The organism is Glaciimonas sp. OK215, from assembly GCF_057787885.1.
In genome coordinates this window covers 2,955,695-2,978,264 of the sequence record NZ_CM173544.1, presented here as the reverse complement: position 1 = coordinate 2,978,264, position 22,570 = coordinate 2,955,695, and the positions used below count along the sequence as shown (strand labels likewise).

Sequence of the window (22,570 nt, the reverse complement as noted above, 5' to 3'; positions counted from 1 at the left end):
CCCCTCCTGGTTTTTAAATCAATCACTGGCCGCAATCGATGGAATTTACGCTGATCACCTTACTGAATGGCTTGAGCTACGGCCTTCTGCTGTTTTTGCTGTCGTCCGGCCTGACGCTGATTTTCAGCACAATGGGCGTGCTGAATTTTGCCCATGCGAGTTTTTACATGCTGGGTGCTTATTTCGCTTACGCCATCAGTCTTAAACTCGGGTTTTGGCCGGCACTGATACTGGCGCCGCTGCTGGTCGGAGGCCTGGGTATGTTGATCGAGCATTATGGTTTGCGCCATGTTCATCGCTTCGGCCAGGTTTCGGAACTGCTCTTCACCTTTGGTTTGTCATACGTGATTGTCGAGCTGGTGCAACTGGCGTGGGGACGCGGCCCGGTGCCGTATGCGATTCCGGCGCAGCTTGACGGCAGCCTGTTCACGCTGTACTCATCCACCTTTCCGCTGTATCGCGGTTTCATGATGCTGCTGGCGTTATTGATTTTTCTGCTGAGTTACCTGTTGCTGAAAACTTTCCGTGTCGGCTTGATCATTCAGGCAGCATTGACCCATCCGCAGATGGCCGAAGCGCTGGGGCACAACGTGCCGCGTATCTTTACCCTGGTGTTCGGCGCGGGCTGTGCGCTGGCGGGTTTGGCTGGCGTGGTTGGCGGCAATGCGTTCGTGACAGAACCGGGCATGGCGGGCGCTGTCGGCAGCATCATTTTTGTAGTGATTGTGGTCGGCGGGCTGGGTTCGCTGAGTGGCGCCTTCGTCGCCGCGCTGCTGATTGGCATCGTTCAGACCTATGCGGTGGCGCTGGACGTGTCGCTATTGAGCGGGCTGACCGGAATGGGACTGCAAATTGATGCCGGCAGCGCAGCTTACCCGTTGCTGAGTCTGCGCATTGCGCAAGTTGCGCCCGTTTTGCCTTACCTGATACTTGTGCTGGTCCTGCTGCTGCGGCCGCGCGGCTTGCTCGGGACCCGCGAAGGATGACCCGGTGACGCCGCTTACTTCTGCGCGCTTGCGACCGTTGCTGATCTGGGGCGGTTTTTCCTCGTTGCTGATCGTCGCACCGTTGATATTTACGCAGAGCGCAGCGCTCTCGGTGTTATCGCAAATTGGCAGCATGATGATTTTCGGGCTGTCGTTCAACATGTTGCTGGGACAGACCGGCATGCTGTCGTTTGGCCATGCGCTGTTTGCCGGGCTCGCTGCGTTTGTCGCGTTACACCTGATGAACGCACTATCGGGAAGTAGTCCGGCGTGGCTGCTATTGGTGCCGTTGGCCGGCGGTGTTGCCGGTATGCTGTTTGGCGCAGTCTTCGGTTTTATCGCCACCCGGAAATCCGGCGTCGCGCTGTCCATGATTTCGCTCGGACTGGTGGAACTGGTGGCCGCCAGTGCCTTGATGTTCCCGGGGTTTTTTGGCGGCGAGAGTGGGGTCGGCACCGATCGGGTACTGGGGCCAGCCATCCTTGGTATCGATTTCGGTCCGCAAATACAGGTGTATTACCTGATTGCGTTCTGGGTCCTGGTTTCTGTTGCCGGCATGTATCTGCTGACGCAAACGCCACTTGGCCGGATCGCCAACGCGGTACGCGACAATCCGGAGCGCGCCGCCTTTATCGGTTATGACCCGCGCCAGGTGCGCTATCGGATGTTCATGCTATCCGCTTTTTTTGCCGGTATCGCCGGTACCCTGGCCGCCATCAATGTTGAGATTGTCAGCGCCGAAAACCTTGGATTACAGCGTTCGGCGCAAGTGTTGCTGTTCACCTATATCGGGGGTGTCGGCTTTTTCATCGGCCCGATCATAGGCGCGGTGGTGGGCGTATTGTTTTCCGTTGTGCTGTCGGGTTATACCAAGGCCTGGCAGTTGTATCTGGGGCTGCTGTTCATGTTGGTCGTGCTCTTTGCGCCGGGTGGTATTGCAGCGTTGGTGCCGGCCGTTGTGCGTGCCTGGCGGGCGCTGACGTGGCGTCAATGCGCGCGCTTGTTCCGTCCCGTCGCCGCATTGATTGTCGGACTGCTGTTGTGCCTGTTTGGCGGTGTCGCATTGATCGAGATGCTGTATCAAGCGACAGCAGGCGTTGGCGACAGTCATGCTGCGCAGATCGGCTGGCTGGCGGTCGTGATGCGCATCGCTTTGATTGTGCCTGGCGGGCTGATGCTGGGCTATGCCAAAGCGCGTCTGCAGCAACTGCCGATGACTTCGCCGGAAGAGGCGCAGTCATGATCGGCATGACGCTCGAGTTGCGCAACGTCAGCAAGAAATTTGGTCAAGCCGACATCATTCGCTCGGCAAATTTTCAAGTGCATCCGGGTGAACGCCTGGCCTTGATTGGTCCGAATGGTGCCGGAAAATCAACGCTGTTCAACCTGATTTCAGGCCGCTCTGCACCCACTGCCGGCGACATTCTGCTAAATGGCAAAAACATCGCTGGTCTGAGGCCGTTTCAGATTAATCGGCTGGGCCTGGCGCGCAGTTTTCAGATTACCCACATTTTCCCGCAGTTGAGCGTCGAGGAAAATGTGCGCGCAGCCGTGCTGTGGTCGCTCGGCTATCGGTATGCATTCTGGCGCCGTTTGCGCGGATCGGGCGAGGCCCTGCGCAAGACCGAAAGTGTATTGGAGCAGATCGGTTTAGCGCCCCAGCGCGCCAGCGTTGCCGGTAGCCTGAGTTATGCCGGGCAACGTGCGCTGGAAATCGGCATCACCATTGCCGGCGATGCCGGGCTGATTTTGCTGGACGAGCCCACTGCAGGGATGAGCCGACACGAATCTGCCGCAGCGGTCGCGCTGATCCGTCATGTCACCAACGGCAAAACCTTGCTGATGGTCGAACATGACATGGGCGTGGTGTTTGACCTGGCCGATCGTATCGCGGTGCTGGTGGCAGGACAGATTATCGCCTGTGACACCCCGGATAAAATCCGCGCAAATCCAGCGGTGCAGGCAGCGTTTCTGGGCGTCGAATCAGGTACCGGGCAAGATGAGCTTCAGATCGAAAGGGATACCGGATGACAGCGCTATTGGAAGTCCGGAACCTGCATGCCTTTTACGATCAAAGCCATGTGCTGCACGGCGTCGACCTGTCAGTCGGGAAAGGCGAAATTGTCAGTCTGCTAGGGCGAAACGGTGCCGGACGTTCAACCGTGCTGAAAGCGCTGATGGGCATCTCTGCTCCCCCCGGCAAATTACGGGCGACTGGCTCGGTGCGCTTCAAGGGACAGGAATTGCTTGGCTTGAAAACCTTTCAGGTTGCCAGGAGCGGACTTGGCTACGTACCGGAGGAGCGCGCAGTTTTTCCGTCGCTGTCGGTTGCACAGAATCTGATGCTCGGAATGAAAAGCGGGATGAAGGGCGGCGCCTCGGGCCGGACTATCGACGATGTGTTGCAGCTGTTCCCGCAACTCGGTGCGCGCCTGCGGACCCGGGCTGAGCAATTATCCGGTGGCGAACAGCAAATGTTGAGCCTGTGCCGCACACTGATGGGCAATCCGGAGTTGATCATGGTCGACGAGCCGACCGAAGGATTGGCGCCGCGGATGGTGAGGCTGGTTGCCGATTTCTTGCTGGGCTTGAAACAGCAGGGCGTGTCGGTGCTGCTGGTCGAACAAAAGCTGGCGATTGCACTGGAGATTTCACAGCGCGTGCTGGTGATGGGGCACGGGACAATTGTGTTTTCCGGCACGCCGCAGGAATTCCGAAATGATGCAGCGATCCGCCGTGAATGGCTGGAAGTCTGATGCCATCTTCCGTCCTGCAAATAGTTACTCACCAATAATCTTCGGTCACAAACTGCCCGGGCACGGCGCGGCGACATGGCCGCATGCCGCGCTGGTGCAGCATTTCTCTGGCGGCCGTGATCATTTCCGGATTTCCGCAGATCATCAGGCGCGAGGTTGCGGCAGTGATGGGCAGGCCGACGGCGTTTTCCAGTTTGCCGCTTTCCAGCAAAGTAGTGATGCGCCCATGCAGGTGCCTGGGGCTGATGGTTTGCGTGTCACGTGTGGTGGCTTGAATCAACAGCAGGCGCGCACCGCCATCGGCGAGCCGGGCGCGCTGCGGCAGGCTGCTCAGCAGCGCCTGATAAGCCAGATCTTCAGTATTGCGCACGCAATGCACTAGCACCAGATTGCGGAATTTTTTCCAAACGGATGGATCTTGCAGAATCGAGATAAACGGGCCGAGGCCGGTGCCGGTAGCCAGCATCCATAGATCTTCGCCGTCCACAAAACGATCCGCGGTCATGAAGCCATAGCTGGTTTTTTCCACCAGGACAGGGTCGCCCGGTTGCAGCTTTGCCAGCAGGTCGGAAAACTGGCCGTCGGGCACCAGCACCAGATAAAATTCCAGTTCATCTTCTTCGACCGCCGACGTCACCGAATAGGCGCGCGAGACGGTCTCTCCACTCTCGGACACCAATCCAAGGCGCGCAAACTGGCCCGGCGTAAATTGATAGGCGGCGGGGCGGGTGCATCTGAACGACAACAATTTGTCGGTCCAGTGATGCACGCTGGTGACGGTTTCGCGAGTGGCTTTGGCGCTGCTGGCGGTGGCGTTGGTCATATTCTCGGGTCGGGTCCATGTAGGTGTTTATAACAATACACGTTTCGATGGGGCTTTGTCGGATGCGGGTTCGTCGCCGGCAAGATTTTCCTCACATTTTCGGCGTGAAAGAAGAATTTCTTGAAAATATTGTTGACACGTGTTGTATAGACATTATACTTGAATTGACTATACAACTTTATTTCAGGCTAACGAAAGAAATATAGAACAACAATGAAATTGATCTCCTACGAAGACCTCACCGCTACGCCCTGGAAAAACGGCGGCGGCATCACGCGCGAATTGGCCTGTTATCCGGCCGGCGCCACTTTCGATGATTTCCTCTGGCGCGTCAGCATCGCCGACGTCAGCCGGTCCGGCCCATTCTCCCCTTTCGACGGCATCGACCGCATCATCACATTGCTTACCGGTGCAGGCATGCAACTCAACTTCGCCGACGGTACAACGCACTCACTGACCGCAGCTTTAGTCCCCTATCGCTTTGCCGGCGAGGACCGGTTGGATGCGCGACTGGTCGGTACCGGCTGCCAGGATTTCAACCTCATGTTCCGGCGCGCAGCCGTCAGCGGCGAAGTCGTGGTCTGGCATGAAGCCGGCACGCTGGCCGGCACCAGTGATTTCCTGCTGCTGTTCAGTGCACGAGGGCAATGGGAGGTGACCGCAGCGGATGGAAGAGTCATCATTCTGGGAGCACAACAGACACTCAGCGCCGACGCCGATGCAGGCGTGGTGAGCGTGCGTCCGCTGAGCGCAGACAGTGCCCTCATCGGTGTCAGGATAAAGCTGCAGACGTTAGAACAAGCAAGCTGAACATCAATCTGAATTCAAGAACCAAGGAACTATATGCGGCAGATAGATAAGAAGCAAGGCAACGGGATCTGGCACAACGCCCGGATTGCGCCTGCCGGCAATCCGGATGACATCATCGAAGACGGCGCGATTGTGGTGCGCGATGGCAAGATTTGCTGGATCGGTAACAGTACGGCGATGCCGACCGAATTTGCCGGCTCGGCACTGCCACGGCACGACGTCGGCCGCCAATGGATCACGCCCGGTCTGATCGACTGTCATACGCATCTGGTCTATGGCGGCACCCGTGCCGACGAGTTCGCGTTGCGGCTGGCTGGCGCCGGTTACGAAGAAATCGCGCGCCAAGGCGGCGGCATCGTCTCTACTGTACGCGCCACCCGCGCAGCCGATGAAGACAGTCTGTTCCGGCAGGCGGCGCGGCGGCTGGAGGCGTTGCTGGCAGAAGGGGTGACGGCGCTTGAAATCAAATCCGGTTACGGACTGGATCTGGAGACTGAACGCAAAATGCTGCGCGTCGCGCGCCGTCTGGGAGACAGCTATCCGGTGAGCGTATACACCACCTTCCTCGGCGCGCACGCCTTGCCGCCGGAATACAAGGACCGCGCAGACGACTACATAACGCTGGTCTGCGAGACCATGCTGCCGACTTTGCATGCGGAAGGACTGGTCGATGCGGTGGATGTGTTTTGCGAGAATATCGGCTTCTCGGTAGCGCAAAGCGAACGTGTGTTCGCTGCCGCCGGCAAGCTCGGTTTGCCCGTGAAAATGCATGCGGACCAGCTGTCGAATATAGGCGGGACGCAGTTGGCAGCACGTCATCGCGCACTGTCAGTCGATCATCTAGAATATCTGAGCGAAGCCGATATCGTCGCCATCAAGCAAAGCGGCACGGTGGCCGTATTGTTGCCAGGCGCGTATTACTTTATCCGCGAAACAAAACTGCCGCCAATTGCGTTGTTACGCCAGTACGGCATACCGATCGCGATTTCCACCGATAGCAATCCCGGCACCTCACCGACCACCTCGCTGCTGCTGATGCTGAATATGTCCTGCACACTGTTCCGGCTCACCGTCGCCGAAGCGCTGATGGGCGTTACCGCTCACGCCGCGCAGGCGATCGGCCGGGCTGATACGCATGGCTTGCTGGCCTCCGGGCGGAGTGCCGATTTTGCGATCTGGTCGATCGACTCGCTGGCGGAACTGGCTTATTGGTCGGGACTCAATCCCTGCAGCGGCGTCGTGCGCGCCGGCATCATCGCCCGCTAAACAAAGAACAGACAAAGGACAGAACAATGACTCAAATACATCAACTCATCGCTGACCGGGCATTGTTGCCGAACGGCTGGCACAAGAACGTCTTGCTGGAATGGGATGCGGACGGCATGTTGACCGGCGTTACCGCCGACGCCGCAGAAATTGCGGTCGCGCCGCGCATCGCCGGCACGGTGTTGCCGGGGATCGCGAATTTGCACTCGCATGCGTTCCAGCGGGCCATGGCCGGGCTGACCGAATACCGCTCGGATCCGACCGACAGTTTCTGGAGCTGGCGCACGCTGATGTATGGCTTTGCTCAGAAGTTGTCTCCGCCGGCGCTGAAGGCGATTGCGGTACAGCTGTATATCGAGATGCTGAAAGCCGGCTACACCTCGGTCTGCGAGTTCCACTACCTGCATCACGATATCGGTGGCAAACCGTACGCCAATCCGGCTGAAAATCTGACCTGCCTGATCGAGGCGGCGCAAGAAGTCGGCATCGGTTTGACGCTGCTGCCGGTGATGTACCAGTACAGCGGCTTCGGCGCCCAACAGCCGCATGCCGGGCAAGCGCGCTTCATTAACTCGCCGGAATGGATGATCGCGGTGTTGCAGCGGCTCCAGGCAGAGCATCCGCAGCATGCTGGTTTGCGCTACGGCGTTGCGCCTCATTCGCTACGTGCGGTTTCACCCGATTCGCTGAAACAATTGCTGGCGCAACTCAAGCAATGGGACGCGCAGGCACCTGTCCATATCCATATTGCCGAGCAAACCAAGGAAGTCGAAGACTGTATCGCGCAACTCGGCGCGCGGCCGGTTGAATGGCTAATGGATAACGTCGAGGTCGATAGCCGCTGGTGTCTGGTCCATGCGACCCATATGACCGAGGATGAAACACGGCGCCTGGCGCGGAGTGGCGCGGTGGCCGGTATTTGCCCGACCACCGAAGCCAATTTGGGCGACGGGATTTTCAACGGCGTGACTTATGCCGCGGCAGGCGGGCTCTGGGGTATCGGCTCTGACAGCCATGTCAGTACCAGCATGCGCGAAGAATTGCGATTGTATGAATACAGTCAGCGTTTGCAGCATCGTCAGCGCAATCTGCTGGTCGCCAATGGCGGCCGCTCGGTGGGCGACTATCTCTACCGCGAAGCACTGCGCGGCGGTGCAGCAGCCAGTGCCCGCCCGGTTGCCGGTCTGGCGGTCGGACAGCGCGCCGATTTGCTGGTGCTGGACGACCAGCATGCGGATTTGTGCGGCAAGCAGGGCGATCAGTTGCTCGACAGCCTGGTGTTCTGCAATCATGCTCAAACACCGATACGCGACGTGATGGCAGGCGGGCGTTGGGTCATTCAGAACGGTCGGCATAAATTTCAGGAACAAAGCAGCCGTGCTTATGGCGCGACGTTGCAGGCATTATTGGAAGGTTGAGCGCAATATTGCGTAAAACCTGTTGCCCAAGTCCTCATTCCGAAAGAAATAAAATGACGAATACATCCGTACCCAAGTTCATATTTCATCGCGGCAGGTTGCCGCTGCTGGTGTCGATGCCGCATGCCGGAGAACATATTCCAGACGAGATCGCCGCCGCCATGATGCCGGAGGCGCTGGAGCTGGCGGACACCGACTGGCACATGCCGATGTTATATAACTTCCTGAAAGAAATGGGCGTGTCGATTCTGGCGGCGACCCATTCGCGCTATGTGATTGACCTGAACCGGCCCCAGGACAACGTCAATCTGTATCCAGGCCAGGACACCACCGGCTTGTGTCCGGTCGATACCTTTCACAAGGAGACCTTGTATCAGCCGGGCGCGACGCCGGATGCAGCGGAGATACAGCGGCGGGTAGGGCTTTACTGGCAGCCTTATCATGCTCAGCTGGCCGAGGAACTGGAGCGGATGCGGGCCGAGCATGGGATTGCCATGTTATGGGATGCGCATTCCATTGCTTCTGTGGTGCCGCGCTTTTTTGAAGGGCGCTTGCCCGACTTGAATCTGGGCACCGCCGCCGGCGCATCTTGTGCACCCGAGCTGGCAGAGCGATTGCGCAGCGTTGCCATTGCTGCTGCGGCATCCGGGTATAGCCATGCATTGAACGGGCGCTTCAAAGGCGGTCATATCACGCGTCATTATGGCCAGCCGGAACAGCATATTCATGCGGTGCAGCTGGAGTTGGCGCAGCGTACTTACATGGCGGAGCAGAAGCCTTTTGCTTTCGATGAGAAGCTGGCAGCGCTGGTGCGGCCGACTTTGCGCGAGTTTATAGGGGTAATGCTGGATTGGGCGGAGAGCCATCGGGTTGATTAAGCCGCTTTTTGCCGGCTGCGGTAACGGGTCATTTACAGCCAATACTGCAACGATCTTGCCGCCCATTCCTTTATCCGGTCGGCCAAGGAGCGTTGATCCCACGCCTCTTTGGTGATTTCATCCGAACTGCTGAGGTCTTCCTGAAACGCATTTTCCATTTCAGCGCCGAAGTCGTCGCCGATGACGACTACGTTGGCTTCGTAATTGTGCAGAAAGCTGCGCAGGTCGAGATTGGCGGAGCCGACGGTTGACCAGTTGCCGTCGATGACTGCGGTCTTGGCGTGCAGGACCGCGACCTGCAGCCGATAAATTTTGATGCCGGCGGCCAGCAACTGGTGGTAATACGATTGTCCGGCCTGAAACGCCAGGCCGTTGTCGGATACGCTGGGAAAAATCATCGCGACTTCGACCCCGCGTTGTGCCGCATCGGTCAACGCCTTCACCATTTGCCGATCGGGGGCGAAATACGGCGTGGTGATATGGATGGATTGTCTGGCGTTCCGAAAGGCCAGAATATAAGCCTTGTAAAGGGCGTAATCGCCACGGGGCCGACTGATCAGCACGCGCATCGCCTTGTCGCCGGCATTGCTTAACGCTGGAAAATAATCCAGGTCGGGCAAGTCTTCGGTACGTTGCTTCGCCCACGTGTGCAGGAATGCCAGCTGTAGCGATGCTACCGCCGGCCCTTCAATCTGGACGTGGGTATCGCGCCAGCCGATCGATCCGCTGGCGGCTTTTTTCGACCTGAACAATGAACTGTTGGCGTAAGCCGCGCTGATATTGACGCCGCCGGTAAACGCAATTTTTCCATCCACCACCAGGATTTTGCGATGGTCGCGGTTGTTCAGGCGCCAGTGGCCAAAACGTTTGAGTGGATTGACCGGGTTGAATTCGACCAGATTAATCCCGGCGCTGCGCATCCGCTCGAAAAATTCAGCGGGCGTACCCAGGGTGCCGACGCTGTCGTAAATAATATTGACCTGAACCCCGGCGCGCTGCTTTTCAATCAATAGATTGGCGAAGCGCATGCCGAGTGCATCCTGATCAAAAATATAGGTTTCAAAATTAATGTTGTTCTTGGCGGCGGCAATCGCGGCGATCATAGCGTTGAGCGTCTGCGGGCCGTCGAACAATAGCGTTATCCGGTTGCCCGCAATCAGCGGGTTGGCGGCGGCGGCTTGCTCAAGCGCTGCCAGTTTCTGCAAATCGACCCGGGAATGCTGCAATCTGGTGGACAGAATCGAGGCTGTTTTCTTTGCCGAAAGGCTACTCCCTTGCGCATTGGCCGGCAGCGCTTCGCTGAGATGACTGACATCCGGCAGTGTTGCGCAGGCCGCGATGATAAGGCCTAGTAAGGCGCTGAAAAATAGTCGGGGAAGGGGACGCAGCAACTGGAAGTTTGACATCGTGGATATTGGCATCGCTCTAAGTACATGGCTGAGAGCAAGTATATAGTCAAATTCTTGTGTCGCAAGCAATCTCTGGCGAGCTTGAATCCGGCTTGCCGGCTGCTGTTGCGCGATAGCCCTCCTGTTTGACGGCAAGCTTTTTGAACTCAGTCGTGTATGCCTGTTTTGGTATTTTCTTCATTTCTGCTTCTTCCAAAGTAACGTTATTTTAAGTCACCTGTGGAAGACTAAATTTCAGGGGAAGCTCAATTAGGTCTTTTTCGCTCTGATGCAACTGCCGATTATTCGCCTCGACATTCAACCCGGCCGCCGCCCCCGCGCCACCGCCGACGGTGGCTCCTATCGCCGTTGCCGCTACTTGCGACAATCCTTGCCTGACTGCCTCCGGCACGTCCATCTTGTCAATCGCAGCGGCAATCGCGGTCATGGATTTTGCCGAGGCGAATGCCCCGGCAGCGCCCGATACGCCACCGGTCAGGGCGCCGACGCCGGTGTGCAGCGCAACCCGATAGCTGCCGCCTTCGGCCCATTTCGCTGCTTCTTCCTTATCGCCCCGGACCAGGGCTTCCGCTTGTTTTCTGCCGGCATAGTCGCCAATCTCGCGGGCCGCTTGTTGTCCGAACGCGGCCGTGATTTGCGCTTCCGCTGTGACCTTGTCTTTTAACTGCTGCCGATCCCAGTCTTTGCTGAGGGAGCCTGTAGTTTCCTTATCGGTGCCGACATCGCGCTGGATGCTGGCGATGGTTTGCGCTGCCGTTTGTCCTGTGAGTTGCTGTTGTTTTTGGTCGTCGCCGATGACGATGGTGGCGGCGCTGACGCCGCTGTGGCTGGTGCCGCTGGCATTCCCGCTGGTGCTGCTAAAGCCTGCCGAGGTGCCGGTTGCGCCGCCTTTAAAGGTCTGGACGTTACCGCTAGCCTTGCTATCCTGATTGCCATAGCCGCCACCGACACTAACACTGCTGGCGTCGTAGCTGCTGTGATTTTCGATGTCGCTGTGCGTCAGTGTTTGTGTGATGAGCAGGTTCTTGTTGTCTTGCGCGGCTTGGTCGCTGCTGGCAATCACGCCGCCTTTGAGATCGGTGTTGCCGTTGACATTCACAATAAAACCGCCGTCACCGGCCTTGATGCCGGATTGTTCGCCGACGCTGGCGTAGTCGCCGTTGACTTTGCTTTGACTGGCGCTGATGCTGCCCGATGCGCCGAAGCCGATGGTGACGCTGCCGCCGATGCTTTGGTCTTTGCTGTTGTAGGTGCTGGTGTCTTGCAGGCTGTGGATGTTGAGGTTGCCCTGGCCGCTGGTGCCGACATTGGCGAGCACTTGATTGGCGCTGGCAACTCCACCGATCAGGTTGGTGTCGTGACCCGATTCCAGGATCAGCGTCTTGCCGGCGCTGACGTGGCTGTTGGCGTGGGTGACATCGCTGCCGTTGGACCCGTAGGTGGCGGCGATGCCGACCGCGGCGCTGCTTGATGCACTGCTGCTGTGTTGATCGCTGCTGCCCTGCGCGGCCTGGAGGTTGATGTCGCCGTCGGCTTTGAGGAGGGCGTTTTGCGCGGCGCTGACATTGCTGCCGATGATGTTGAGGTGGCGGTCCTGGCCGGCACTGGTGGCGGCGATGATGACATTGCCGCCGGCCTTGACGTTGGAGCCGACCACCGTGCTGCCGGTTTGCTTGCTTTCATTGTCGCTGCTGCTGGCACCGACCGTGAGGCTGACGGTGACGCCTTCGGTCGGATTTTGTGCGGCGCTGGCGGCATTTCCAGCTGCCGATGCTGCGGTGGCGGCAGCCATCAGTTGCATGCGCGGGTCGTCCGTTTTATCGGTTGCCTGTCCCATTTGCCGGACGGTTTGCACGGCAGTGATGATCGGCGCACTGACACCCAGGGACAAGCCGCTTTGTTGTGTGTGATGCTTGCTGGTTTGTGCTGCAGTGTCATACGCGGCGTTGATGTCGACAGTCTTGGCGGCGATGCCGATGTCGCCATCCAGCGCCATGACCTGACTGCCGGTTTGGGTGTATTGATTCCCTGTGCTGATGGCGAGATTGCCGTTGGTCGACCCTACCATGCTGCCGTTGTTGCTGACGGTCTGGTATTGATCCTGATCGCTCTGTTCCTTGTTGCCCATGGTGACGCTCATGCCGCTGCTAAACATGCCAGAGGTCTTTTCTTCGCTGGACGAGCTTTGGCTCACTGTATTTTGCGAGGTAGTGATGCTGACGTTATTACCCGCAGCCAATGCGACATCATGCGTCGCCACGACATTGCTGCCGATGACGCCAATATCTCGTCCAGCCTGGACGATTACCGCATCGCCCGACAAGGTGCTGCCAATTGCATCCGTGCTGTGGGCGTTGGCCTGCGAGCTGCTGGTCGATGACGACAGCAGGCCTTTCGAGGTGGTATGGATGGCCTGGTCGAGGCTGCTGCTTTGTTCGGCGCTGCCAAGCTTGACGTCGCGCCCGGCAACTGCTGCCAGTTGACCGCCGGCATTGGCGTAGGCGGCCGTGGCGTTGATATCCCGCGCGGCGATCAGGGCCAGCTTGCCGCCGGTATGGATGCTGCTGCCAGTAACTTGCGTCTGGCTTTCGTTCAGGTGATTCCGGCTGTCGTAGGCGACGTTGTTGGTGGTGTGGGTGTTCACCGCCGTCAGGTTGAGGTCACGGCCCGCTTGGACCGACAATTGATCGGCGGTCACGCTGGCGACCCGACCCAATACCGTGTTGGTGCCATTCACGCTGGCGGCCGCTATTGCCTCGGTGTCCATCTTCACGTCGCGTCCGGCCAGTATCCCGACCCGGTGCCCGGCGACGTTGCCGCCGTTGTTCAGCACGTCATTCTGCGCGGCCAGGATGGTATGACCGTCGGTGCCGGTGCTGTGGAGTTCGCCCGTGTTGGCGATGTCGCTGGCGTGGACGATCAGGTTGTTGGACGCTTGCAGCGTACCGCCATTGTCGAGGCTGCCGTTAATCGTCAGGTCAATGTCCTTGCCCGAGATCAGGGCGCCGCTCGGGGCGATATCGCCGGCGCTGGCACGGGTCAGATACACCACCGGCACCAGCACGCTGCTGGTGCTGCCGTCCGGCAGGGTCACATCCTGGTTGACCAACCAGACAATGTCCGAGGTCAGCGCAGCCATTTGGGCGGCGCTCAGGGCAATGCCGGGGGTGAGCTGGAATTGCGCGGCGCTGGCGCTGCCGGCCTCCATCAGTGCCTTGTACTGTTCTTCGTTGCTGGCGTAGTTCCCGAGGAAACGCTTGCCGGTCAGTTGCGTGATCTGGTCGTTGATCAGCTTTTGTTCATAGAAGCCGTCGCCCAGGCGCTTGTGGACTTTCTGCGGATCGAGTGCGAGACGGCTTAGCAGGTAGTCGCTGGAAATAAAGTGTTGATAGTTGGTGAAGGTCGGATCGGTTTCGATCAGATACGACTGGCCGGGCCGGGGGCGCAACTGGAATAGCTGACTGTTCGGCAGCGTCAGATTGGGTAGCGGGGATGCCGCATGGCCGATCGTTTGATGGTTGCCGCTGATGTCGTTGTGCTTGTCGACGTGGTTGCCGACGGCCTGATTGGGGCCGGTGATCGGCCGGGTGTTCTCTTGTTTGGTCCAGACCTGTAACGCCAGCAGGGTCGCGGGCAGGGCGACATCGTAGGAGGCGCCGTTGTGGTCGTATTTATAGTGGTTTTGGTGCGGGTGGCCGTCGACCCAGTGATAGTAGTTCTCTCCGGCGGTCATGCTGTTGGTGGTGACGATTTCGCCGCTGGCGCCGAGGTTGTCGACGGGGCCGGCGCTGCCGCTGATCGTGCCGCCGGCAATCATTGTGCTCTTGTCGTTGGTGACGCTGCCGGACAGCAGCATGTGGCCGCCCGCGGTGATTTTTCCGGGATCGCTGGTCTTGACCACGGTGCGCGCAACGGTCTGGGTGTAGTCGCGCTTGTAGAATTTTTCGAAGCGCGCATTTCCCGGCAGCACCAGCACGATCCCGCCGTCGCCGCTGTCATCCCATGCGACCTGGTCCGGGCGGTACCAGCTGCCGTCGATCCAGGAGCGGTATTCGGTGACGCGCCTGGTTTTACCGGGGTCGACCTGCAGTTCGGTCGTAAAGTGGTTATTTTGATTCATCAATGCTGCGGTGTGCAGCCGCAACGCGCCGCCGGCGTCGATGGTGGCGGAGGCATTGAGGATGTCGGCGGCGCTGCCGCTGACCTGATGGTTGCCATCCAGCGCACCGCCCAAGGTCATGTCGCCGAGGCTTTGGAGTAACGCATGTTCGCGGTTGGTGATGTGTCGGGCGCCAATCTGCAGCGTATTGCGCGCGGCGATGACGCCGGCCTGATGCGTGCTGCCATCGGGATGCAACACGCCATCGTTGACCACGCTGCGCGCACCGATGGCGATGTCGTCGCCGTAAATCCGGCCGATGTTGTAGAGCGCGTTGTTGGCGTTGATCAGGGCGGTGCCGCCGCCGGCATGGATGAGTGCGCCGTATTGGTTGGTGATGTTATTCGCCGCCAGGCTCAGATTGCGGACGGACGCAAGAGTGCCGGCGTTGATCAGGTCGCCGCTGGTACGCACACGCAGATCGCGATTGGCGCTGATCCGGTTGCCGGCGCTGTTGGTGTAATTGCCTTGCAGCTGAATGCTCGCATCCTGGCCGGCGCTGATGTTGCCGTCGCCCGCAAGGGTGCCGGCGTTGATATCCAGGTCGGCAGCGCTGCCGATGTTGCCGCCGGTGTTGCTCAGTTGACCGCTGGCGTTCAGGCTGAGCCCGTCGGTATGCAGTGCGGTGAGGCGACCGGCGCTGTTGTCGATGTTGGCGGCGCTGATCTGTAAAGCTTTTGCCGCTTGTACAGTGCCTTGCGCGTTGTCCAGGTTGCCGATGACGTTGAATGCGGCGCTGCCGTTGGTGGCGATGCTGCCGCCGAGGTTGCTCAGCGCGCCGCTATTCAGCGTCAGCGCGCCGGCTCCAGCGTGCTGGATGTTGCCGGCATCGTTGCTCAGGCTGCCGGCCTGGAGGGTGAGATGTTGGGCATTGGCGGTGATCGCACCATTGTGGTTGTCGAGTGCGCCAGTAGTCGCGATGGTGGTGGCGCCGCTGCCGGACTGGTTAATCATGCCGCCGCTGTTCGACAGACTGGCCGAATGGCTGGTTAACTGGGACGCGCTGAGCGTGCCTTGGTTGTTGGTGAGCGCACCGCTGGCGTTGATGGTCGTGCTGCCTGCCGCTTGCAGCGTGCCGCCGGTGTGGTCGATGTCACCGGCGCTTGCGATCAGCGCTGTGCTGCCGGCAGCGTTGGTGTGCGCATGGGTGAGATTGAGGCTGGCACCATTCATGGCGAGATTGCCGCCGGCGGTGTTTTGTCCGGTGGCGGTAATCGCGCCGCTGGTGCTCAGATTCAGATTGCCTGCCTGAGTGACTTGGCCATTGGCATCGCTACCGGCTGCCAAGGTGCCGCTCGACTGGATGCCTGCGGCGGTCAGGGTGAGATCGTTTTGCGCGGCCATCATGCCACTGTTGCCGATTTGTCCGGCGCTGTTAATTTGCACCGCTTGTTTACCGTACAGGGTGCCGCTGTTGCTGACCGCATCGTCGCTGCGAATGGCGATCCGGCCGCTGGCGCTGGTGTCGCCATTGAGTGTGACTTTGCCGTGACTGTCGATCGAGACATCACCCGCTTGCGCGGCGATATTGCCGAGGCTGGCAACGCCGACACCGGCTGCGGTGCCGATGAGTCTGATCTTGTTGGCATACATCCCGCCCAGTTGCGCGACGTCGATGCCGACGGTGGGTTTGTCGCCTTCACCTTGTATGACTTGTACACCGAGGTCGGCGTAATTGACCTGATTCGCACCGCTGACGACATGCAGATTATTCGCCCACAGTTCGCGGTTGACACGCACGCTGCGGGCGATTAAATCCAGTTGGCCGGTGTTCGCCCCATTCAGGCCGCCGATCTGAATATCGCCACGGCCAACGCGAAACGCGTTCAGGCTGCCGTCGCCGCCGAATACCGGCGTGCCGGTGGTCAACACGCCGCGACTGGTATTGATGAAGCCGCAACCGCTGCAGGAAATCCCGTTCGGGTTGGCGACGATGACCTGAGCGCGCTGGCTGGCGACTTCGATATAGCCATTCAATTGACTCCGTCCTGTGCCGGTCACTTCGTTCAGGATCAGGCGAGCGCTGCCGTTGGTCAAATTGGCATTGCCGTCTACGTAGCCGCCCAACCGGGTCTGGGCAATCGCCCTGGCGTTGTTGAGGATCGCGCCGTTTCGGTCGACATTGAACTGGTTGTACTGGTTGTGGCTCAGTCCCGCTGCGTTCGGCGCGGCAATCTGCACCAGTGGCCGCCCGTTGGCGCTTTGATCGATGGTGGGACGCTGGGCGCCTGCGTTCGGGTCGGCGACGATTTGCGCCTGCACCACCGTGACGGTACCGAACAGCGCGGCAATCGCGACACCCAGATGTACCAGGCGCAGCAGCGGCAAACTGGTCGTGCCGGATTCACTGCCCGATCCCTTACCTGTAGCCTGGCTGGAAACGTTCTCCGCGACGGCCATCAACATGCCGCGTTTTTTATTGAAGATGACGCGGTAGGCTTGCTTGTTCATCAGTGTTCCAGTTCAGGTAAATGGCCTCTCTGGCAATTAGTATTGATAGGTCAGGCTGAAGCCGACGGCAGGTGTAGCGGTGCGGAAGCCCTGCGGCTTGTAGAGTGACCAGCTGGAGCACAGGTCATAGGTAAAACCCCGATAGCCGCCACGCATGCCGACAGTGGCGCCGGCCAACTTGCCGGCAGGCGACAGCTGGCGCGGGACGTCGAGGACGAACTGTTGAATCGGAAAGCAGGGAGATTCGGCCGGCAGCGCCAGCGTGTCGGCAGCCACTGGCATTGCGCTGTGTAGATCGACCTTCTTCGGCGCCTGCAACTGCCGTTGGCGCTCCAGGGCTTCGGCTTGACTGCGGTGGTGTTGTTCCTTTTGTTCGCCGGGCGGTGTTTGCAAAGACAGGGCATGGCTATCGTGCAGCATGCTTGCCAATAGCAGCGTGGTCCGATTCCCTTTACATAGCGCGACACTCCCGCGGCGCCCTTGGTCGGCAAGACGTACTTGCTCATGTGTTGCTCTCTTCGTTATTCCCCGAAGCGAAATTTTACAAAGCAAGCTTTGAACTTGCTATTGGGAAACTCCTTAAATATGGCGGGTGGCATTTTGCAATCGTTCGCACATTTGTGGCTTTGGCGTCGTCAAAGCCGGCAAGTCTTATGACCAATTTTGGCAAATTCAGGCTTGACCGGGAAGACGGTATCTCAGTCCGAACGGATAGTAGAAATTTTGCTTAACTGAACGGCATTACCTGTTTGACGGCCTCTTCGATGCAGCGCACGAAGTATTCGGCGGGAGCGGTCAGCACCATGCTGTCGCGGTACAGGAGAAACAGTTTGCGCGGCGGCGGCGCCAATCCCTGCCGGCAGACGTGACGCTGCCGTTCAAGCGCGAAATGTAGACATATGAGGTAAGGCCGGTGAGGCGGACGGACGGCAGCCGTTGTGCGATTACCCCGCCAGGTCGTTTTCACCAGGCGTCGGCGCAGCCTTTTTGGGCGGTATTAAAAACTCGGTCGGACGCTTCAGGAAGCGCGAAAAAATCGCTTTTGTCAGCGGCAAGCCTTGCCGAAAACGGACCTGGCGGGAACGTAGCGCGACGAATAATGCCAGCGAAAAGCTGACCCACAGGTTGATCGTCCCGATGGCGAGTACGCCAGCTACCGAACGCAGCGCCGTGTGCCAGTCCATTTGATTGTCGAGGCCGACCAGCGCGATGGCGAAGTTCGCCGCCGAAAACGTGATGTGGCGAATATCGATCGGCAAGCCGACCATGAAACCTATGGTGCCAAGCGTGCCGAGCAATATCCCGAAGTAAAAGTTACCCATCAGGCCACCGAGATTGCCCTCCAGGTAACGCGCAACTTTGCTCAGGCGCTGCTGGCCCAGAATCGTGCGCAGCCAGCGCGCACGTTCTATGCGTTTTGCCATATGTGTGTACAACGCCCGGTTATCGTAATATCCGGAAATCAAACCGGCGACGAACAGGCAGACACCGGCGATGGCGGCATGGAACAGGGCCAGGCTATGCAGCGGGTCTATATCGTGCAGCAGGTGTTCGGCCTTGTCGGGCGTCACCAGGTGGTGACCGAACAAATGCAGCCATCCTGCGCTAATCAAATAGGCGACCGGGAATACCAGCAGCAGATTGCCGGCAATGGCAATGAACTGGGTGCGGAATACCTTGACGATCAGGTCGACCAGGCTGTCGATATCGATAGTGCGGCCGTCTTTGCTGTGCAGTCCGGCGGCGATGCGCGAGGCGGTCATTGCCGGTTGTTTGGTGGCGACGGTAAAGTGCAATATATGGATCAGCATGAAGCCGGTCGAGTAATTCAGGCTGAACAAAAAGGCTTCAACCAGTGGCGCTGCCCGTAAATACGAGAACAAGATCTTTAGCATCGCCATGAAGCCAATGATGAAACCGGCGCCGGATGCCGAGCGGAACATCGCACCGAACTCACTACGATCTTCGGCGATGTAATGTTCACCGGTGCGACTGGCATTCTCGGTAATATTCCGCGCCAGCAAGTTGATGTTGTCGGCAAACAATTCGCGCACCGCGTATTTACGGTTATGCGCTTCCACCAGTTCTCGTCCCAGCGCCAGCGCCGCGTTGTGTTTTGCCAGTTGCGGCGGCGTGACCGCTGGCCGGGCGGTGTCGAGGTTGTTGTCGACGTCGACCAGCGTTAACAGCTTGCGCAGGCGGGCGATGCTCTGGTCCAGCCGCACCAATAAATAGGTGAGAGCGACGCTGGTTCCCAGTTTCAGCGCATTCTTGCGGATCTTGATGACCACGGCGTCGCATTGATCCAGCATCACCTGCAAATGTTTAGTGTCTTCAGTCAATGCCGGTGCGACTTGCTCGCCGCCCGAAGCCATGCCTGTCGTCGCGTCGGTGCCGATACCGTTATTCGCCGTAGTTTCGCCATCAAGGCGACGACGGTAACCTGCCAGATATTGATGCAATTCGACGTTTTGCATTAAGAATGGCGATTCGAAATCCTCCATTTCCGGATACAGGCGGATCAGCGATGGCTCCAGTCCCATTGCGCTGATGCGATACGACAGGGTTTGCGTCGCCTCCAGTAGCTCGACGATGGTTTTGCGGCGGTCACGAGCGTCGTTGGCGGCAGCCTTTGCCGCCTTGGTTGCAACATTGATCGCGGCATTCTCCGGATCTTCGACTGCCGTGAATTGATCGACCACATGCGGCGCGGCGGTACTTAATACTGCGATCAGGCTTAGCCATTCCTCCGTTGGGACAGCGTTGACCCAGAGGTAATCGGTTTCGGCCGGCAAGATGCGGTCAAGGCAATCGCGCAGATAGGTTTCATCCAGTGCGGGTGGCAATACCCGGTAAGACATGCGCTGAAACAGTTCAGTGAAAAAGCCGGCGTTCGGGAGGATCCCGATGTCCGTGTACAAGCTGGTCTGGCGCCGGGTGGCGTAGATGCGCAGTAAATAGTGGCGCAGCGCGCCGGCCTGGACTGGATCGCGCTGTAGCAATTGCACCAGCATGCGAATGTTCTCTGCGGCCTGGTCGCCATGTTCCGGCTTGCGTGGGCGCAACGACTTCACCAGTGCGGTCAGGTATTCAATGTTGTCGGAATGCGGGTCGGCTGCAATCAGTTTGAGTGTGGGCAGCATGAAAAACGTTCTCGATTCGGAAAGCCGACAGTGTACGTTTTGTGCGATTAAATTGCGTTATCAATTTAGATAGATCTGTATTTCAGTCGCGAGGAAGATTGTTCCCGGCTGTTACGTTACATGTAACGTAACAGGAACCAAGTTAACGCCATTCGGCACATGCAGACAGAGGGCATCCGGTTGCTTTCGATCAACCGGCCCTGGCTTGCGAAAGCGTCGCCAAAACCGGTACCGCGTTTTGATCAACGGCGTGGGATAGGTGCAGCGATCAAATGGTTTGCCTCAAATGGCGTATGAAAAATCCTACAGGAATTCGTGCGCTGGACCAAGTTTTGGTACGGAAAAGTGCTGTCGACTTTCGCCGCCTCCCAGGAATTACCCGGAAAAACAAGCACTTAGACAGAGTGTTTAATGGGGCTCGCCTCTGGCATGTGTTTTGCTCTTTATTGCGAGGCAGCAACTTGCCGAGGTTCCGTCTTAACGAGCAACTAAAAATTCTTTAACTGAGAAAACAAAAATGAAAAAACAACTCTTGAAATGGCTTGGCATCGCCCTGTTTGCCATATCCGTCCTTCCCGCTTCATCCTGGGCTACCGGTTATACCCAGACCCAATATCCGATCATACTGGTGCACGGCTTGTTCGGTTTCGACAGCATCGCCGGGCTTGATTATTTTTATGGCATTCCCCAGGCATTGCGCGCGGACGGCGCCCAGGTCTTTGTAGCGGAGGTAGCCTCCGGCAACAGTACTGAAGTGCGTGGCGAAGAGCTGCTGACGTACGTCAAGCAGGTTCTGGCCGCCACCGGCGCGACCAAGGTCAACCTTATCGGCCACAGTCATGGCGGCCCGACCGCCCGCTACGTCGCCTCGGTTGCGCCTGCACTGATAGCCTCGGTGACCAGCATCGGCGGTCCGAACAAGGGTGCGGCGGTCGCTGACATTGTGCGCGGTGTCGTACCTCCCGGAACGTTCAGCGAGTATGTGCTGGGATCGGTTGCCACCGGCTTTACGACGATGATCAACGCGCTTTCCGGCGGTTCGGATCCGGAGAACGCAGTCGCCGCGCTGGATTCGCTCACCACGGCCGGCATGGCCACGTTCAACCTGGCGCATCCTGAAGGCCTGCCGACGACCGCTTGCGGCGAGGGCGCTTATCAGGTGAATGGTGTGTCTTACTTCTCGTGGAATGGCGCGCAGCCTGCGACCAATTTTCTCGATCCGAGTGACCCAGGTCTGTGGCTCGCATCGCTCGCCTATGGGAGCGCCAAAAACGATGGCATGGCCAGCAGTTGCGGCAGCCATCTCGGCCGGGTTATTCGCGACGACTATGCCATGAACCACCTGGATGAAGTCAATCAAATGGTCGGTCTCGTGAATATTTTCGAAACCAATCCGACCACGGTCTATCGTCAGCAGGCTAACCGCTTGCAGGGTCTGGGACTGTAAAACATGGCAATCCGACGTCCGATTCTCTGGATAGGGGCGGCGGCTTTGGCCGCCGCCATTTGTATCCCGCTGCTGATGCGGCATGCGCAACAGAAGCCGCCGCCGCCGTCCGCCGCCGCCGCACCCGACTATTTTCCCTTTGTGCGGTCGCTGGAAGGAACCCGCCCGGACGACGACATTCAAGTCACCGGCGACGATGGTCTGGTTGTCGATGCACGACTGGTCAGGATGTTTGATTATTATCTGACCGCCATCGGCGAAAAGCCTTTGGATACGGTCCACCAGGAAATCGAAAAGGATCTCGACCGGCACCTGAAGCCAGCCGCCGCCGCCGAGGCCAAGCGTCTGCTGATGCAGTATATCGGCTATAAAACCGCCCTGGTCGACCTGGATAAAAACCCGCAATTGGCCGGGACCGGCGTTAGCGCGATCCGTCACCGGATGGAAAAGATGCAACAGGTGCGCTCCCGGTATTTCAGTGCGGCAGAAAACAAGAGCATGTTCGGTGACAGCGATGCCTACGATTCGGACACGGTGGCACGCATGGAAATCGGTCAGGACAAGTCACTGAGCGAAGCGCAAAAAAACGCAAAGCTGGCGGCACTGGACGCTGCCATGCCGGCCGATTTACGGGAAGCGCGGGCCGCGCCTCTGAAGATCGTCAAACTGGAAGAATCGGCGACCAAAATGCGCAAGCAGGGCGCTAGCGACGACGATATCTACCGCATGCGCGCCGCCGCTCTGTCGCCGGAAGCCGCCGCGCGCATGGCGGATGTGGATCGGGACGAAGCGGCCTGGAAAAGCCGGATCAGCGCTTATCTCGCGGTGCGCAGCAACCTGGACAATCAAGAGGCGGTTGCCGCATTAAGAAACAAAATGTTTGACGCCAATGAACAAAAGCGGCTGACAGCCTATGAAAAGTGAGCGTTACATGCGCCGCCAGCGAAGATGTTTGAGCAGGCGGCCGATGGCCGCGCTCCGATCCCGATTTGCGCTGCCGCTGCGCAAGACGTTACCGACAATA

At 58.8% G+C, this 22,570-nt stretch carries 16 protein-coding genes; 10 read left to right on the top strand and 6 right to left on the bottom strand.

The genetic code is table 11. From position 1 onward, the window contains the following. The first annotated feature begins 38 nt into the window (after window positions 1-38). The 4 genes from AC3CHX_RS13380 to AC3CHX_RS13365 are packed head-to-tail and all read left to right on the top strand — an operon-like array spanning window position 39 to window position 3,742. On the top strand, window positions 39-986 hold the full coding sequence (locus AC3CHX_RS13380) for a branched-chain amino acid ABC transporter permease (RefSeq protein WP_488644489.1): 948 nt from the start codon (window positions 39-41) through the stop codon (window positions 984-986). 4 nt (window positions 987-990) lie between these two features. Beyond that, entirely contained in the window at window positions 991-2,229 is a 1,239-nt protein-coding gene (locus AC3CHX_RS13375; protein ID WP_488644488.1) for a branched-chain amino acid ABC transporter permease, read from the top strand. Further along, window positions 2,226-3,017, top strand: coding sequence for an ABC transporter ATP-binding protein (locus AC3CHX_RS13370; RefSeq protein WP_488644487.1), 792 nt, complete (start codon window positions 2,226-2,228; stop codon window positions 3,015-3,017). The genes AC3CHX_RS13375 and AC3CHX_RS13370 overlap by 4 nt, the downstream gene beginning before the upstream one ends. Further along, window positions 3,014-3,742: an ABC transporter ATP-binding protein gene (locus AC3CHX_RS13365; protein WP_488644486.1), complete on the top strand. Its 729-nt coding sequence runs from the start codon at window positions 3,014-3,016 to the stop codon at window positions 3,740-3,742. The genes AC3CHX_RS13370 and AC3CHX_RS13365 overlap by 4 nt, the downstream gene beginning before the upstream one ends. Before the next feature lie 28 nt (window positions 3,743-3,770). Here the strand turns inward: AC3CHX_RS13365 and AC3CHX_RS13360 are convergent, their stop codons facing one another. Further along, on the bottom strand, window positions 3,771-4,565 hold the full coding sequence (locus tag AC3CHX_RS13360) for a ferredoxin--NADP reductase (RefSeq protein ID WP_488644485.1): 795 nt from the start codon (window positions 4,563-4,565) through the stop codon (window positions 3,771-3,773). Window positions 4,566-4,778: 213 nt separating this feature from the next. On the opposite strand from AC3CHX_RS13360, the gene AC3CHX_RS13355 reads away from it, so the two are divergent. The 4 genes from AC3CHX_RS13355 to hutG are packed head-to-tail and all read left to right on the top strand — an operon-like array spanning window position 4,779 to window position 8,937. After that, window positions 4,779-5,375 (top strand): HutD/Ves family protein, encoded by a 597-nt coding sequence (locus AC3CHX_RS13355; protein WP_488644484.1) that lies wholly within the window; start codon window positions 4,779-4,781, stop codon window positions 5,373-5,375. A 33-nt stretch (window positions 5,376-5,408) separates the two neighbouring features. Then, window positions 5,409-6,641 (top strand): imidazolonepropionase, encoded by a 1,233-nt coding sequence (gene hutI / locus AC3CHX_RS13350; protein WP_488644483.1) that lies wholly within the window; start codon window positions 5,409-5,411, stop codon window positions 6,639-6,641. 26 nt (window positions 6,642-6,667) lie between these two features. Continuing rightward, on the top strand, window positions 6,668-8,059 hold the full coding sequence (locus tag AC3CHX_RS13345) for a formimidoylglutamate deiminase (protein ID WP_488644482.1): 1,392 nt from the start codon (window positions 6,668-6,670) through the stop codon (window positions 8,057-8,059). Window positions 8,060-8,112: 53 nt separating this feature from the next. Then, the gene (gene hutG / locus AC3CHX_RS13340; protein ID WP_488644481.1) at window positions 8,113-8,937 is read left to right on the top strand and encodes an N-formylglutamate deformylase; all 825 of its coding nucleotides are present in this window, start codon (window positions 8,113-8,115) and stop codon (window positions 8,935-8,937) included. 32 nt (window positions 8,938-8,969) lie between these two features. Here hutG and cls read toward each other — a convergent pair whose 3' ends face one another. The 5 genes from cls to AC3CHX_RS13315 all read right to left on the bottom strand — a co-directional run bounded on the left by cls (window position 8,970) and on the right by AC3CHX_RS13315 (window position 20,099). Then, the gene (cls, locus tag AC3CHX_RS13335; protein ID WP_488644480.1) at window positions 8,970-10,343 is read right to left on the bottom strand and encodes a cardiolipin synthase; all 1,374 of its coding nucleotides are present in this window, start codon (window positions 10,341-10,343) and stop codon (window positions 8,970-8,972) included. Window positions 10,344-10,392: 49 nt separating this feature from the next. Then, window positions 10,393-10,527 carry a hypothetical protein gene (locus tag AC3CHX_RS13330; protein WP_488644479.1) on the bottom strand — a complete coding sequence of 45 codons (135 nt, stop codon included), beginning with the start codon at window positions 10,525-10,527 and terminating at the stop codon, window positions 10,393-10,395. Window positions 10,528-10,554: 27 nt separating this feature from the next. Further along, window positions 10,555-16,956, bottom strand: coding sequence for a two-partner secretion domain-containing protein (locus AC3CHX_RS13325; protein ID WP_488644478.1), 6,402 nt, complete (start codon window positions 16,954-16,956; stop codon window positions 10,555-10,557). A 36-nt stretch (window positions 16,957-16,992) separates the two neighbouring features. Beyond that, on the bottom strand, window positions 16,993-17,376 hold the full coding sequence (locus AC3CHX_RS13320) for a hypothetical protein (RefSeq protein ID WP_488644477.1): 384 nt from the start codon (window positions 17,374-17,376) through the stop codon (window positions 16,993-16,995). Between the two features lie 524 nt (window positions 17,377-17,900). Next, window positions 17,901-20,099, bottom strand: coding sequence for a site-specific recombinase (locus tag AC3CHX_RS13315; protein ID WP_488644476.1), 2,199 nt, complete (start codon window positions 20,097-20,099; stop codon window positions 17,901-17,903). Window positions 20,100-20,616: 517 nt separating this feature from the next. Between AC3CHX_RS13315 and AC3CHX_RS13310 the strand changes: the two genes are divergently transcribed. Together AC3CHX_RS13310 and AC3CHX_RS13305 are read left to right on the top strand one after the other, a co-directional pair. Further along, on the top strand, window positions 20,617-21,546 hold the full coding sequence (locus AC3CHX_RS13310) for a lipase family alpha/beta hydrolase (protein ID WP_488644475.1): 930 nt from the start codon (window positions 20,617-20,619) through the stop codon (window positions 21,544-21,546). Window positions 21,547-21,549: 3 nt separating this feature from the next. After that, window positions 21,550-22,470 (top strand): lipase secretion chaperone, encoded by a 921-nt coding sequence (locus AC3CHX_RS13305; protein ID WP_488644474.1) that lies wholly within the window; start codon window positions 21,550-21,552, stop codon window positions 22,468-22,470. Window positions 22,471-22,570 lie beyond the last annotated feature (100 nt).